The following is a 15081-nucleotide window of genomic DNA, read 5'->3' as shown; positions in this document are numbered from 1 at the left end:
GTCTTTGGGAACAAGTTGTTCCATCGTCACCATTTCAAGTTCATATTGGTGTGGAGAAGGTTCTTGAAGCATACCGGAGCATCCCTATTGCGACACTCCTATTAGATCAAAGGTCTAGCTCGAAAGCTAGACCTTTGTCAGCAGTCTGAGGCGATTATCGCCTCCTTTTGACTGGGTATGTGACGTTACGTCATTAAGCGGCGAAGTTTTTCGCGACAAATTCCCAGTTGATCAGTTTCCAGAACGCAGCCATGTAGTCTGGACGTACGTTACGGTAATCGATGTAGTAAGCGTGCTCCCAAACATCAACAGTCATCAGTGGCGTTTCACCGTCGTGAGTCACTGGTGTTTCGGCATTTGAGGTGTTCACGATTGCCACAGAACCGTCTGCTTTTTTGACCAGCCAAGTCCAGCCAGAGCCAAAGTTGTTCACTGCTGAGGTAGTGAACTGAGTTTTGAACTCTTCGAAAGAGCCAAACGCTTTGTTGATTGCATCTGCTAGCTCACCAGTTGGCTCGCCACCGCCGTTCGGGCTTAGGCAATGCCAATAGAAGGTGTGGTTCCACACTTGAGCTGCGTTGTTGAAGACACCGCCTGAAGAGGTTTTGATGATGTCTTCAAGTGATTTACCTTCGAATTCAGTCCCTTCGATCAGACCATTCAGCTTAACCACGTACGTGTTGTGGTGTTTGCCATAGTGATACTCGAGGGTTTCTTTTGAAATGTGTGGCTCTAGCGCGTCTTTCGCGTAAGGCAGTTCAGGTAGTTGGAATGACATTGCTTATATCTCCGTTTTTATATGGGGAGTGCTTCCTGTAGTCCGACACCGACAGTATCTAAAGTGGGAATGCTCTCAGCTGATACCGCTGTAAAACATTACCTCATGGCGGTGTGGCTACTCTTTTTCGTTTTGCTCCGCCTAGTTTAGCAAGTTTTTACTTTATTAAAAGGATAGCGGCAAAATTTTTGTTGCTAATCCCACAATGGATTTAGGCATTTTTTTCCAATCGGTTAGCAAGTAGAATCAAGGATAAGACTCAAAGACAGTGTTCGAGGAAGCAATGGAAACGATTGATAAGATTAAGCAGCAAATCGAAGAAAATGCGATTCTGCTATATATGAAAGGCTCTCCTAAGCTGCCAAGTTGTGGTTTTTCATCACAAGCATCACAAGCGCTGATGGCATGTGGTGAAAAGTTTGCTTATGTAGACGTACTCCAAAACCCAGATATCCGCGCTGAACTACCCGTTTATGCCCAGTGGCCAACCTTTCCACAGCTGTGGGTTGAGGGTGAATTAGTCGGCGGTTGTGACATTATTTTGGAAATGTTCCAAAAGGGTGAGTTACAGCCACTCGTCAAAGAAGCGGCAGAGCGTCGTGACGCGAGCGAAAATGAGTGATTGAGAAGACACTCATTCGCTGAAGTATGTAAAAAGCCACGTTGAGAAACGTGGCTTTTTTATCGCTGACAGAGGCATTTGCGATTACAGCACCATCGCCGCTAACCAGCCAAAGGCAATCAGAGGTAGGTTATAGTGGATAAAGGTAGGGACCACTGTATCCCAAATATGCTCGTGCTGTCCGTCGGCATTGAGCCCTGATGTTGGACCTAAAGTCGAGTCGGATGCTGGGGAGCCCGCATCACCAAGCGCGGCAGCCGTGCCGACCAATGCGATAGTCGCCATTGGTGAGAAACCAAACGCCAAAGACAATGGCACATAGATGGTTGCGATAATCGGAATGGTCGAGAACGATGAGCCAATGCCCATGGTCACCAACAAGCCAACGACCAACATCAGAAACGCGGCTAGCGGCTTGTTGTCGCCAATTGAGCCAGATAGGGAGCTGACGAGCGATTCAACGCCGCCGGTGGCCTTCATCACCGCCGCAAATCCTGCCGCCGTGATCATGATAAAGCCGATCATAGCCATCATGTGGACCCCTTTGGTGAACACATCTTGGGTGTCTTTCCAGCGGATCACGCCGCCAAAGGTAAATACCATAAAGCCTGCTAATGAGCCCACAATCATTGAGCCCGCCATCAGCTGAACGCTTAGGGCGGAGACAATTGCGACGCCAGCGACCCAAAGATTTCGTGACTCAACCTGATTGTTTTCAGGCTCTGCATCGAGAATTGCGCCTTCCTGATACTGCCGTGGCTTGCGATAGCTAATAAAAGTGGCGATCAGTAAGCCCACGACCATGCCAGCGGCGGGAAGCAACATTGCAGTTGGTACTTGAGCAGCAACCACATCGAGGCCATTTTCATTCAGGTTTTTGAGCAAAATGTTGTTCAAAAAGATGCCACCAAAGCCAACGGGTAATACCATATACGGCATAATTAAACCGAAGGTCAGTACACAAGCCACCAAGCGGCGATCGAGCTTTAAGCGTTGGAACACATGCAGTAACGGTGGGATCACAATAGGAATAAATGCAATGTGTACGGGGATCGCGTTCTGAGACGAAATGGCGAGTAAGCCGAGTAAAATTAAGACAAGATACTTGAATGTGGTTGTCGCAGCGTCGGTTGGGCGTGCATTGAGTTTACGGATGACCGCATGGGCGAGCACATCTGTTATCCCTGAGCGGCTAATCGCCACGGCAAATGTGCCAAGCATGGCATAACTTAGAGCAATAGTGGCGCCGCCACCTAGTCCACCTTCAAAGGCGCTGATGGTGTCTGACAAGCTCAAGCCGCCAACCAATCCACCTAAGACGGCGCTAAATGTCAACGCAACCACGACATTGACGCGCATTAGCGCCAGTGCCAGCATGACACAGACCGAAATAACTACCGGGTTCATGAAAACTTTCCTGTTATGGGCATTGTGACTGCAGCTATGCTGCGGGGTCTATCTATGGTTTTGTAATTAAGCCACCCAGTTTGCGCAAAAATTTGTCTGTGTCGAGGGKGAATCGACTTTTTTTGTTATTTTATTTCATCAAAAAAAGAGAAGGTCGCTAAAGCGCTAAAAAATTGGCTTGCCCGTTTACTTGATTGTCTACCTACGCGGCAGGTTGATTGATGCAGCAGAAAAGGTTTTTATTATTTCGACGTGAACAAAAAACGGCCAACATAAAGCTGGCCGTTTGATACGAGTATTTGCTGATTGAGGTTAGAACAAGTAGTTCAACTGCAACCCGTAGATATACGCGTCACCACCGGCTGAGAAAGCAAAGCCATCTTCGCTCCCGTCTACTTGGTCACCGTCTAGGTACGCGAAACCTGCGTCGATAGAGAGGTTATCATTTGCGGTATACGTAGTGCCTAAACTCCACCAGTGACGATCTGAGTCGGGAATGCTTAATGTACGATCCTCTGCACTGACAGGGCTTTCATCATACGCATAACCTGCACGGAACGCCCAGTGCTTATCCAAGGTATAAGTGGCACCCAGTGAATAACGCCAGCTGTCATCCCAGTTTTCATCTTTTTGTAGACACTGCCCGGCGGTGCCGTCATTACAATTTGATGCGGAGCTGGTCGCTTTTAGCTCTTGGAAGCTATCCCAGCCAGTATACATGGCACTATAGTGTAGCGCGATTTGTTGGTTAAGTTGATGGAAGCCAGAAAGTTCAATGACTTCTGGAAGGTTGAGTTCCAGTTCCCCTGCAACTGATTGCCCAGACTTGCCAACGGCTATCGTCGATGTTCCTTCATAGTCACCTTCTAGTGTTATATCTGACTTAGAGCGGTATGAAAGACCGAATCGGTTGTCTTCATCCAATTCCCACAGAACACCGAGGTTCCAACCAAAGCCCCAGCCATCACCTTTAAGGTGAGCGACGCGACTCGTTGCTGTATAGGAGGTGCCCAACTTAGTATTAAGGTTTGATGCGGCAGCACCAGCAAAACGGTTCAACTCTGCATCCGCATAAATCGCGCTGATACCGGCACCGATACTCCATTGCTCGTTGATTTTATAAGCGATGTTAGGGTTAAAGTTCATTGTGACGAGCGCTGTATCCCCTGCACCGACACCAGCTGCAAAATCTTTAGGATACTCGGTCGACAAACCGAAATTAGAAAATGCGGAAAAACCAACTGCAAGTTTGTCATCGATAGGATGGATTAAATGAAAGCTAGGCACGTACTCTGTCGGAGCGATGTCCTTTGCTTCTGTTGACACCCCTGATGCGTCCAAGGCCGCTTTTGATACTGCACCATTGCTCGCGCTTTGAACATCAGCATGCACGTCTGGGTCAATGATACTTAAACCACCCGAAAACGCGGTGGTATTGAAGCGGGTTAGGGCGGCAGCATTTCGTGCGCCGACTGCTGCATTATCCGCAATCGCGGCTTCACCTGCAAAGGCTCGCCCCAAACCGGATACCGAGGTTTCTGACACTTGGAAGCCGGCACTATGAGCTTGCACGGCTAGCAAAGATAAACTGGTTGCCACTAGCGATTTTTCAAATAGTGATGACATAGTGCGCCTCACTCCTTTATTAATTTAGCTTCTTGTCCTTTGGGGCCGCCCCCTTCCGCGCCCATGTTCTCTGAGCTACAAAAGTGGTCGGATGTTATTCACGACTAATAGTGGCACCGATTTGCTATTTGTTAAAGGGAGGTTTCAAAAGGGAAAACTAAGTGATATGCGAGAATTGTTAGCATGCGTTTGTATTGGACGTTTTAAGTAAAAACTCTACTCAGTGATTTAGTGAAATCTTTATTGATTTTACGCCTTTTTTCTAGCTGTGCTTTGTTGCGCATGCTTTGTGTGCCTGTTTAAGTTCTCTCTGTGGAAGTGTTTAGGTAAGGTGATAATTAGATCGCAAAAATGTGACGTCAAACATATTGTTAACAAACTGAGTAGGGCGTATTTAAGGCTTAAGAGCGCAGAGTCGAGGGAAGGTGTCTGAGTGAAAAAAGCGACCCGATTGGGTCGCGTCATGCATGGATTAATAATCTTATGTCTCCGATGTGGTCGATGCGTCGCTGTTCTCGGGCGTGATGGCAAGTGGCCAGCCGCCTAGGCGTTTCCAGCGATTAACTATCTCACAGAAAAGCTCTGCGGTGCGCTCAGTATCATAAAGGGCGCTATGTGCTTCTTTATTGTCGAATGCAATCCCAGCGGCTTGACAGGCTTTTGCTAATACCGTTTGCCCGAGCGCAAGCCCACTGATAGCCGCCGTATCAAATGTCGCAAAAGGATGGAAAGGGTTGCGCTTTAATTGCGCGCGTTCAGCGGCGGCCATGACGAAGCTGTGATCAAAGTTTGCATTGTGGGCGACCATGATCGCTCGCTGGCACTCTGCCGCCTTTTGCTCTTTACGGATCAGCTTAAAAATTTCGCGCAGTGCTTCTCCTTCATCAACCGCGCCACGCAGTGGGCTAAATGGGTCTCGAATGCCAGTAAATTCGAGCGCCGCTGGCTCAAGGTTTGCGCCTTCAAATGGCGTGACATGAAAGTGAATAGTTTTATCTTTGGTCAGCCAGCCTTGTTCATCCATTTTTAGGGTGACGGCGCAGATTTCTAACAAAGCATCGGTTTTTGCGTTAAATCCTGCGGTTTCTACGTCCACAACAACAGGAAAATAGCCGCGGAAACGGGCTTTAAGACTATTTGGATCGAGATCTTGGCTCATGCAGTCGTCACTTTACTGGGAAGAATAAAAGCGTGATTATCGCAAATCGCGGCGTTAAGCTAAAGTCGGCGTGACTCACGTCGATATCTTAAGTTACACACTGCGCTAAAGCGTAAAGAGAGTATGATGCGAAAATCGGTTTTTAGGATAATGAGTCGCCCGTCGGTGCTCGGGATAGTGTTTGCAGTCAGCGGCTTATGGTTGGCGTCACCGGTGTGGGCGAACAAGCTTTACGTCGCGCCATTAGGGGCGTCTAATTGGACGGTCACGATAGATACGCCGATTGAGTGTCGCTTGGAGCACACCATCCCTCGCTATGGGCAAGCATCATTTACCTCTCGCGCCAGTAAAGAGATGAATTTAGACTTTGAGCTGGATATGCAACGTCCGATGGGAAAAACCGCAGATGTTTCTTTGCTCTCTATGCCCGCAGACTGGATGCCTGGCGAGCCGGCGAAATATATGGATCAACTGAAGTTCTTCAAGCAATTTGATGGTTATGTTGGCGGACAAACGGCGTGGGCGATGCTCAGTGAGTTAGAAGATGGGCGCTTCCCTACCTTTAGCTTTCAAGATTGGCAACGACAACAGCAGCGTGTTGATATTGCGCTGTCTGCAGTGGCGTTTGGTGCGCCATATCATGAGTTTAGCCGTTGCTTAAATAGCCTACTGCCGTATGCGTTTGAAGATATTTCATTTACGGTGCTGCGGTATCAGGAAAACAGTGATGAACTGACGAAAGCGAGTATGCAGCGCCTGACACAGATTGCAGAGTTTGTTCGTTACAGTGACGATATCGATCTTATCCTTGTGGCAACGTATTCGGACTCTCGCGGGACACGTGCCGCTAACCAGCAAATGTCTGAACGGCGAGCCAAAAAGCTACGCGACTATTTTACGTCTCTTGGACTTCCTGAAGATAGGATTACGGTGGAAGCCTATGGGGAGCGACGTCCAATTGCGGATAATGAAGACCCGATTGGGCGAAGTAAGAACCGACGCGTGGTGATCTCTTTGGGACGGACCTTGCTGTAGCCCTGATTGAATGTCAAAAAGCCCAGCATGACTGCTGGGCTTTCGATTCTCACCACGGTCTAAGTCGTGGTAATTAACCGCGTGAGTTAGCCGTTTAGGCCGGCAGACGCGCTTCTGTTCTGGATCAGCTCGAGCTTGTAACCGTCTGGGTCAGTCACAAAGGCAATTTCAGTACTGCCACCTTTTACTGGGCCTGGCTCACGGGTAATGTTTCCACCAGCCTGACGGATTTGCTCACAGGTCGCGTAGATGTCGTCGACACCAATAGCGATATGACCAAATGCGTTGCCATGATCATAGTCGCTCTCGCCCCAGTTATAAGTGAGCTCAATCACCGCCCCTTCAGATTCATCACTGTAGCCGACAAAAGCCAAGCTATATTTGTATTGCTCATTTTCATTGGTGCGCAGTAGGCGCATTCCCATCACCTCAGTGTAGAACTTGATGGCACGATCAAGGTCTCCTACACGGATCATGGTATGTAAAATTCTGCCGTTCGACATGACGTTGCTCCTTTTTTCGTTTACCAGTCACTAACCTGTAGCGGTTAGCTTTCGGGGTAGACTTTCTCTTTGTATTCACACAGATCTTCAATGATGCAACTCCCGCAGCGCGGCTTGCGCGCCAGGCAGGTGTAGCGTCCATGCAGAATTAGCCAATGATGAACATCAACTTTGAATTCTTTTGGCACCACCTTGAGCAGCTTTTCTTCTACGTCGTTCACGTTTTTGCCCACAGCAAACTTGGTGCGATTGGAGACGCGGAAAATATGCGTATCGACCGCAATAGTGGGCCAACCGAATGCCGTATTGAGCACCACGTTGGCCGTTTTACGACCGACACCGGGTAGGGCTTCCAAGGCTTCTCTGTTTTCAGGCACTTCGCCTTGGTGCTTTTCGACCAAGATGCGGCAGGTTTTAATCACGTTTTCTGCTTTTGAGTTAAACAGCCCGATGGTCTTGATGTACTGTTTAACGCCTTCAACGCCTAAATCCAGTAACCCCTGTGGTGTATTGGCTACCGGGTAGAGCTTTGCCGTGGCTTTATTCACGCTCACGTCTGTTGCTTGTGCTGAGAGTAACACTGCAATAAGCAACTCAAAAGGGGTTGACCAGTTCAACTCCGTTTGAGGATTAGGGTTATTGTCTCTCAGTCTTTTTAGTATCTCTTGACGCTTTTGTTTGTTCATCGTGCTACTCAGTTACTGATTCCCTGTGATCCGCGCGCGCTCGATAACAGGTTTTTGGTCTTTTTCTGTTTTGCTGGCCAAGTGCTTATCAATAATATTTTTCAGCGCAATGAGAAACCCGACCGCAAGGAAAGCGCCGGGGGGCAAAATGGCGAGCAAAAAGCTGGTGTCAAATTGAAAAATCTCAATCCTGAGCGCAGCGGCCCAGTCCCCGAGCAATAGGTCAGCACCATCAAATAAGGTGCCATTGCCCAAGATTTCGCGGATGGCGCCAAGAATCACGAGAGCGGCGGTCATTCCTGTTCCCATCCAAAAGCCATCACTGATTGATAGTCCTACAGGATTTTTAGAGGCGAAGGCCTCTGCACGACCAATAATGATGCAGTTGGTGACGATTAACGGGATAAAAATCCCAAGCGATTGATAAAGGCCGAAGGCATAGGCATTCATCACCAACTGCACACAGGTTACCAAAGAGGCAATAACCATCACGAAAATCGGGATGCGGACTTCTTTGGGCACCCAATCTCGAATGATAGACACAATGAGGTTTGAGCCGACAAGAACTGCGAGGGTGGCCACTCCCAAACCGAGAGCATTAGTAACGGTTGCTGATACCGCCAACAGCGGACATAGACCTAACAGTTGCACGAAGGCCGGATTGTTGCTCCACAAGCCGTTTTTCATCAACTCTTTATGGGCGGCGTTCATCATTGACCTCCACAAATAATCGGCTGATTGATCAGTAGATCTTGATTTTGGCTGACATACCAAGCAGCCTTTTTCACCGCTTTAACCACGGCTCGAGGCGTGATTGTCGCACCGGTAAATTGGTCGAATTGTCCGCCATCTTTGCGCACAGCCCAACGATTATCGTTCTCTGCCGTCACTTTTTTACCCGCAAAGCTTTGCACCCAATCTGAAACACGAATATCGACTTTATCACCCAGCCCGGRGGTTTCGTTGTGGGCAAGAACACGCACACCCAGTACATTATGACTGGTGGCGTCCATCCCAATGAGCACGCTAATCGCGCCATTGTAACCATCGGGAGCAATGGCTTGGATGGCCACTGCGGTGACTGTGTCATTTTGGGTGGCAACGTAAAAAGGCTGTGCTTCGTCGGTACCTAGTGCATCGGCATTTTGAATCAAACGACAGGTCTTGTGTAAGGCGTTGTCGTGCATTGACTCAGGGATCACTTGGTTCAGGGCCTTCGCCAATTGTCTTTGTTGTTGCTCTTGAATCGTGTCTTCGGTGAGCGTATGCGTAATAGCAACTAACGCGGTGGAGAGCAGTGCCGCTATCGCAAGGATCCCACCGTGTTTGCGAATGGTTTCAATCATGATTGTGACTTCTTCTCTGCACGTTTATGGGTGTGGCCATAGGTACGTGGCTTGGTGTAATAATCAATCAAAGGGACGCACAAATTGGCAATAATCACGGCGAAAGCGACACCGTCTGGGTAACCGCCCCAAGTACGGATTAAGAAAACCAATACCCCAATAATACCGCCGAACCACAAACGCCCTTTATCGGTGGTGGAGGCAGAAACAGGATCCGTGGCGATAAAAAACGCCCCGAGCATGGTTGCACCCGATAAGAGGTGAACGAGCGGAGAGGCTAACTGGTCGGGCGCAATCAAATGGCCGAGTAACGCGCAGGCCAGCAAGGCGGATAGCATAGCAACTGGAATATGCCAGTTGATGATACCGCGTTGAATCAGCACCAATCCGCCCACCAAATATAGGGCATTTACCCATGCCCAACCTTCGCCAGCAATGGCACTGAAAATAGGCTGTTGAAGCGCTTCGCTGACCGTTTTACCCCCAGCGAGTGCTGTTTTAATCGTATCGAGTGGCGTGGCCATAGTGATGCCATCAGCGGTCATGCGTAATTGGTTAACGCTAAAGCCGTCTAAGGTGAAACCACTGAAAATTGCAGATAACGCATCGCCTAAGGTGAGTGGATAGGCGGCGAGACTCTCTGGCGGAAGCCAAGTGGTCATTTGAACAGGAAATGAGATCAAAAGTACCACATAGCCAACCATGGCAGGGTTGAATAGATTCTGCCCCAAGCCGCCATAAATATGCTTCGCTACAACAATTGAAAACAGCGTACCAATCACGATGACCCACCAAGGCGCGAGCGGTGGAATGGCCACAGCGAGCAGAAATGCGGTGAGTAACGCACTATTATCACGTAAATAAGCAAGCGGGGGGCGTTGACGAAGTCGCATAACGACCGCTTCAGCTGCCCATGCTGTCGAGATGGCAAGTGCCAACTGAATGATGACTCCCCAACCAAAGAAGTACCACTGGGCCGCCAAACCAGGTAGCGCACACAGAAGGACTGTAAGCATGATTTGACTGGTTGAGCGCTTGTTGTGGGCGTGCGGAGAGCTAGCAATAAAAAACGCCACGGCAATTATTCCTTATCTTCACTGGTTTGTTGGGCAGCTTTTCTCGCTTTAGCGCGCGCGACGGCGGCGGCGACAGCTGCTTTCTTATCGTTTTGTGGATCAGCAGATGGTGTTGGCGCTTGATGGCTTACCTCACTATCCGTTGATTCTTGCTGTGCTGCTTTACGGGCTTTAGCGCGGGCGACGGCCGCGGCTACCGCCGCTTTTTTACCATCCGCATCGGTGCTGTCTGACGTCGCAGAAGCTGGTTTAGCAGGCGCATCGGATTGCTCAGCCGCTTTGCGTGCTTTGGCACGGGCGACGGCCGCTGCGACCGCCGCTTTTTTATCACTTGCATCGGTGCTGTCTGATGTCGCAGAAGCTGGTTTCGCAGGCGGATCGGATTGCTCAGCCGCTTTGCGTGCTTTGGCACGGGCGACGGCCGCTGCGACCGCCGCTTTTTTATCACTTGCATCGGTGCTGTCTGACGTCGCAGAAGCTGGTTTAGCAGGCGTATCGGATTGCTCAGCCGCTTTRCGKGCYTTGGCWCGGGCGACGGYCGCGGTCACCGCCGSTTTTTTATCATCCGCATCGGTRCTGTCTGATGTCGCGGGAGCTGGTTTAGCAGGCGCATCGGATTGCTCAGCCGCTTTACGCGCTTTGGCGCGGGCGATTGCAGCGGCGACTGCATCTTTCTTTTCGCTGCTTTGATCTGCCTCTACAGAAGTTGCGGCTACTTTTGCTGCTTTTCGCTCGCGAGCTTGCTGCTTGCGAGCCTCTCGCAGCTTCATCATTTCGCTATTGTCGGGCGTTTCTTGTCCCGCTTTAGCGGCTTCCGCTTGTTTTGCTTTGGCGCGAGCAATGGCTGCAGCTACGGCAGGTTTTACGTCACTGTTTTGCTGGGCGGCTTTTTTCGCTTTAACACGTTCAACAGCGGCTGCGAGTGCATCATTGTTGCCTGCATTCTGCTGAGCGGCTTGCTTACGCCGTTCTGCAGCTTGGCGGTGTCGCTCTTCTCGCTCTTGCTTTTCGCGCTCCATACGTGCTTTTTTAGCTTCAAAACGCTGGCGAGCGCGCTCGGCGGCTTCTTTCTCTGCTTCTATTTCACGTATTTCAGCTTTTGCTTGGCGATAGTATTGCACCAAGGGGATTTCGCTTGGGCACACGTACGCACAAGCTCCACACTCGATACAATCGAATAAATCGTAATCTTGGCACTTGTCGTAGTCTTGATCTTTGGCGTACCACTGCAATTGCTGAGGAAGCAAATTGACAGGGCAGGCGTCAGCACAGGCGCTACAGCGAATACAGGCCATTTCCTGCTGAGCAGGGGCGATTTCACGGCGAGTGGGGACCAATATACAGTTAGTGGTTTTGGTGACGGGAACCTCGTCATGAGGCGCCGTAAAGCCCATCATGGGGCCGCCGATAATCACACGGGGTAATTTTTTATCTTGCTTGTAGCCATGCTGGGCAAGCAAAAACACAATGGGTGTGCCTAATAATGCCCAGCGGTTTTGCTGTGTTTGTAACGTTTTCCCTGTAAGGGTGACGACACGTTGAATCAAGGGCTCGCCATCGATCACCGCACGCTTAATCGCGTAGGTCGTTCCGATATTTTGCATCAGCACACCAATACTGGCGGGAAACGCTTTGGCGGGTACTTCCTTACCCGTGATCAGTTTGATCAGTTGCTTTTCACCGCCTGATGGATACTTGGTGGGCACTACTTGAATTAAGATCTCTTGCTCAGCTTGTGCTGCCGCTGCTTTTAATGCTGCGATGGCCTCGGGTTTATTGTCCTCAATGCCAATGACGGCAAGTTTGGGTTTGACAATATGCATGAGGATCTGGGTGCCGGTGATGATTTCGTTGGCACAATCTTGCATCAAACGATCATCTGCCGTGATGTAAGGCTCGCACTCTGCCGCGTTGATAATCAGGATCTCGGTACGGGCGACGCCACTTTGTAGTTTGCGTGCAGTCGGGAAGCCTGCGCCTCCCATGCCGGCAATGCCCATGGCACGAATATGGTTGATGAGCTGTTCTGGAGCTTGTTCGCGATATTGACGTAAATGTGGCTTTGGTCCCCAAGTATCTTTGCCATCCGGTGCGATAACCACACATTGATCCGATAAGCCCGATGGGTGCGCGATGGTTCTGTCTTCAATCGCGATCACTTTTCCTGACGTTGGGGCGTGGATGGGAACGCATTGCTGCATATCGGTTTCGGTCAGTGGCTGGCCGGCTAAGACCTGATCGCCAACCTTGACCAGCAGTTTACCCTTGCTGCCAATGTGTTGTTTAAGCGGTAGTACCAAGGTTTCTGGCATGGCTACCGGTAAAATGGCTCTGTGATTGGACTGTTTTTTGTTTTCAGGAGGATGAATGCCGCCATGGAAGTCCCAAACTTGGCCGTGTTTGATTTGCTCAATAAGGCTTAACATCAAGCTTGTGCTCCCTGTTTATTTGTTACGTCAACCACAGGAATTTGTTCCAGTTTCCACTTCCAAGTTTCCGGTGTGTCTTGTACCGGAATCATTTCAATACAATCCGTGGGGCAAGGGGCTACACACAGGTCACATCCGGTGCAGTCTTGCTCGATAACGGTATGCATCGCTTTTGTACTACCCACGATGGCATCCACTGGGCAGGCTTGGATACACTTGGTGCAACCAATACAGTCTTCTTCGTGGATAAAGGCGACCTTTTTGACGCTTTTTTCTTCGTCATGCGCAAGTTCTGTTGCTTCGACACCCATCAAGTCGGCTAGGTTCTCAATGGTTTGTTGGCCGCCGGGCGGGCACTTATTGATATCGTCGCCGTTTGCAATGGCCTCGGCATAGGGACGGCAGCCCGGATAGCCACATTGGCCGCATTGGGTTTGGGGTAAAATCGCGTCAATTTGATCCACGATTGGGTCCGCATCCACTTTAAAGCGGATCGACGCAAAACCGAGGATGGCACCAAAGATGGCTGCCAGTGCCGCAATAACCACAACGGCAATAACAATTCCACTCATGACAACTTCACCAATCCTGTAAAGCCCATAAAGGCGAGAGACATTAACCCGGCCGTGATCATTGCCACTGAGGCGCCGCGAAACGGAGCGGGTACGTCAGCGGCCGCAATACGCTCACGCATGGCGGCAAAAAGCACCAGCACCAGCGAGAAACCACAAGCTGCACCGAACCCATAGATGATGGACTCGATAAAACTGTGTTGTTGCTTGATATTAAGCAGCGCGACCCCAAGAACGGCGCAGTTCGATGTAATCAAAGGCAGGAACACGCCAAGCAAGCGGTACAGAGTGGGACTAGTTTTGTGCACTACCATTTCGGTAAATTGCACAACGACTGCGATGACCAAGATAAAACTCAGCGTTCGCAGATAACCCAGCTCAAGTGGGACCAGTATATAGGTTTCAACCAAATATGAGCTCACCGAGGCAAGGGTCAGCACAAACGTCGTTGCCAGACCCATACCTATTGCAGTTTCCAGTTTTTTTGAAACGCCCATAAATGGACACAGGCCCAAAAACTCCACCAGTACGAAGTTGTTGACCAATACCGTGCCCACTAAAAGCAACAAATACTCAGCCATGCTGTTTAATCATTTAATGTTTTTGTGATCTGCCTATTATCGGCCTTTGGCGCGGCTATAACAACCGCTGTAAAGCAGGGTTTTTGTGTTGGTTCGTGTAAGCACTGCGTAACGGACCATCACAACGCTTACTAGAGGGTAGTGGATAAGACATTGAGACGATCAGTTTTGTGGTGATGTAAAAAAGCGCAGCGGCTTGGAGAGTGATTGAGAAAGACCTGCGACATAATCTGCGCCGCAGATAGGGTAAACACTTACGGACAATATCGATGTGATAAAGAAGGTGGCTCCCCCTGCGGGAGTCAACGGGGACGCCTAGTCCTGCGACATAATTTGAGCAGCAGATAGCGTAAACACTTACGGACAATATCGGTGTGATAAGGAAGGTGGCTCCCCCTGCGGGAGTCAACGGGGACGCCTAGTCCTGCGACATAATCTGCGCAGCAGATAGGGTAAACACTTACGGACAATATCGATGCGATAAGGAAGGTGGCTCCCCCTGCGGGAGTCAACGGGGACGCCTAGTCCTGCGACATAATTTGCGCAGCAGATAGCGTAAACACTTAGAGACAATATCGGTGTGATAAGGAAGGTGGCTCCCCCTGCGGGACTCGAACCTGCGACATACGGATTAACAGTCCGCCGTTCTACCAACTGAACTAAGGGGGAACAGATTTTTTGAAATTGGCTCCTCCGATTGGACTCAACGGGGGCGCCTAGCCCAGTGACATATTCCGCATAGCGGAACGGTTAGCTTGCATAACTAAGTCTGTCATCGGACACAAAATTGGCTCCCCCAACTGGACTCGAACCWGYGACATACGGATTAACAGTCCGCCGTTCTACCAACTGAACTAWGGGGGAATTGCCTTGAAAGCGTGGCGAATCTTAGCGAGCAGATTTAGGGGTGTCAACGGGATGCAGTGAAGAATTTTGACCTTTTTGACTGAATGCTGAAAAGGTAAACGCTATATGTTGACAATTCGCGCAAAACGGTAAGTTTTCCATCTTTGGCTTGTATAGTATGTCTTGACTGGTGAGAAGGCAGAGTGCACAAGGCTTCTGCGGAGTTACCCACAAATTCTGTGGATAAGTGTGTGTGCAGATCTTGAGGAAGTCACTATGGTGTTGATTTTATGCGTGCGGCGAAAATCAATCCATTTATGTTTTTTGGTTAAGGTAATGAAAATTGGTGTTTTTTCCTAATAATGAACGTTGTGAGAGTACGGCCCGATGTATGCTTATGCACAGTCTAAAAAAC

The 15081-nt window shown here is 49.7% G+C and carries 14 protein-coding genes and 2 tRNA genes; 2 read left to right on the top strand and 14 right to left on the bottom strand.

Annotation, left to right across the window (positions count from 1 at the left end; translation table 11 throughout):
• Positions 1-193: 193 nt before the first annotated feature.
• Entirely contained in the window at positions 194-778 is a 585-nt protein-coding gene (gene sodB / locus BZJ18_RS04255) for a superoxide dismutase [Fe] (RefSeq protein WP_069590049.1), read from the bottom strand.
• A 283-nt stretch (positions 779-1061) separates the two neighbouring features.
• Between sodB and BZJ18_RS04250 the strand changes: the two genes are divergently transcribed.
• On the top strand, positions 1062-1400 hold the full coding sequence (locus BZJ18_RS04250) for a Grx4 family monothiol glutaredoxin (protein ID WP_069590051.1): 339 nt from the start codon (positions 1062-1064) through the stop codon (positions 1398-1400).
• A gap of 84 nt (positions 1401-1484) precedes the next feature.
• On the opposite strand, the gene BZJ18_RS04245 is transcribed toward BZJ18_RS04250, so the two are convergent.
• From BZJ18_RS04245 to rnt, 3 genes are all read right to left on the bottom strand, one after another.
• Complete coding sequence (locus tag BZJ18_RS04245; protein WP_077455466.1) at positions 1485-2807, bottom strand: Na+/H+ antiporter family protein; 1323 nt, start codon at positions 2805-2807, stop codon at positions 1485-1487.
• Between the two features lie 312 nt (positions 2808-3119).
• Positions 3120-4433 carry a porin gene (locus BZJ18_RS04240; protein WP_077455465.1) on the bottom strand — a complete coding sequence of 438 codons (1314 nt, stop codon included), beginning with the start codon at positions 4431-4433 and terminating at the stop codon, positions 3120-3122.
• A 481-nt stretch (positions 4434-4914) separates the two neighbouring features.
• Positions 4915-5592, bottom strand: coding sequence for a ribonuclease T (rnt, locus tag BZJ18_RS04235; protein WP_077455464.1), 678 nt, complete (start codon positions 5590-5592; stop codon positions 4915-4917).
• 150 nt (positions 5593-5742) lie between these two features.
• Here rnt and motY point away from each other — a divergent pair, with 150 nt between their 5' ends.
• The gene (motY, locus tag BZJ18_RS04230; RefSeq protein ID WP_077455463.1) at positions 5743-6627 is read left to right on the top strand and encodes a flagellar protein MotY; all 885 of its coding nucleotides are present in this window, start codon (positions 5743-5745) and stop codon (positions 6625-6627) included.
• Between the two features lie 86 nt (positions 6628-6713).
• Here the strand turns inward: motY and gloA are convergent, their stop codons facing one another.
• From gloA to BZJ18_RS04180, 10 genes are all read right to left on the bottom strand, one after another.
• Positions 6714-7130, bottom strand: a complete 417-nt coding sequence (gene gloA, locus BZJ18_RS04225) for a lactoylglutathione lyase (protein WP_077455462.1) — start codon at positions 7128-7130, stop codon at positions 6714-6716.
• Positions 7131-7174: 44 nt separating this feature from the next.
• A complete protein-coding gene (gene nth, locus BZJ18_RS04220; protein WP_077455461.1) occupies positions 7175-7816 on the bottom strand; it encodes an endonuclease III in 642 nt (213 codons plus the stop codon).
• 12 nt (positions 7817-7828) lie between these two features.
• Complete coding sequence (locus tag BZJ18_RS04215; protein WP_077455460.1) at positions 7829-8530, bottom strand: electron transport complex subunit E; 702 nt, start codon at positions 8528-8530, stop codon at positions 7829-7831.
• On the bottom strand, positions 8527-9162 hold the full coding sequence (rsxG, locus tag BZJ18_RS04210) for an electron transport complex subunit RsxG (protein WP_077455459.1): 636 nt from the start codon (positions 9160-9162) through the stop codon (positions 8527-8529). Before rsxG ends, BZJ18_RS04215 begins: the two co-directional genes overlap by 4 nt.
• Complete coding sequence (gene rsxD / locus BZJ18_RS04205; protein ID WP_077455458.1) at positions 9159-10238, bottom strand: electron transport complex subunit RsxD; 1080 nt, start codon at positions 10236-10238, stop codon at positions 9159-9161. Before rsxD ends, rsxG begins: the two co-directional genes overlap by 4 nt.
• Positions 10239-10243: 5 nt before the next feature.
• On the bottom strand, positions 10244-12664 hold the full coding sequence (rsxC, locus tag BZJ18_RS04200; protein ID WP_077455457.1) for an electron transport complex subunit RsxC: 2421 nt from the start codon (positions 12662-12664) through the stop codon (positions 10244-10246).
• On the bottom strand, positions 12664-13239 hold the full coding sequence (gene rsxB, locus BZJ18_RS04195; protein WP_069590072.1) for an electron transport complex subunit RsxB: 576 nt from the start codon (positions 13237-13239) through the stop codon (positions 12664-12666). The genes rsxC and rsxB overlap by 1 nt, the downstream gene beginning before the upstream one ends.
• Entirely contained in the window at positions 13236-13820 is a 585-nt protein-coding gene (gene rsxA, locus BZJ18_RS04190; RefSeq protein WP_069590073.1) for an electron transport complex subunit RsxA, read from the bottom strand. The genes rsxB and rsxA overlap by 4 nt, the downstream gene beginning before the upstream one ends.
• 593 nt (positions 13821-14413) lie before the next feature.
• Positions 14414-14489, bottom strand: a tRNA-Asn gene (locus BZJ18_RS04185).
• A gap of 119 nt (positions 14490-14608) precedes the next feature.
• Positions 14609-14684: transfer RNA gene (locus tag BZJ18_RS04180), tRNA-Asn, on the bottom strand.
• Between the last annotated feature and the right edge of the window lie 397 nt (positions 14685-15081).

The organism is Salinivibrio sp. IB872, from assembly GCF_001995345.1.
Lineage (GTDB): Bacteria > Pseudomonadota > Gammaproteobacteria > Enterobacterales > Vibrionaceae > Salinivibrio > Salinivibrio proteolyticus.
This window is presented reverse-complemented; position numbering and strand designations above follow the sequence as displayed.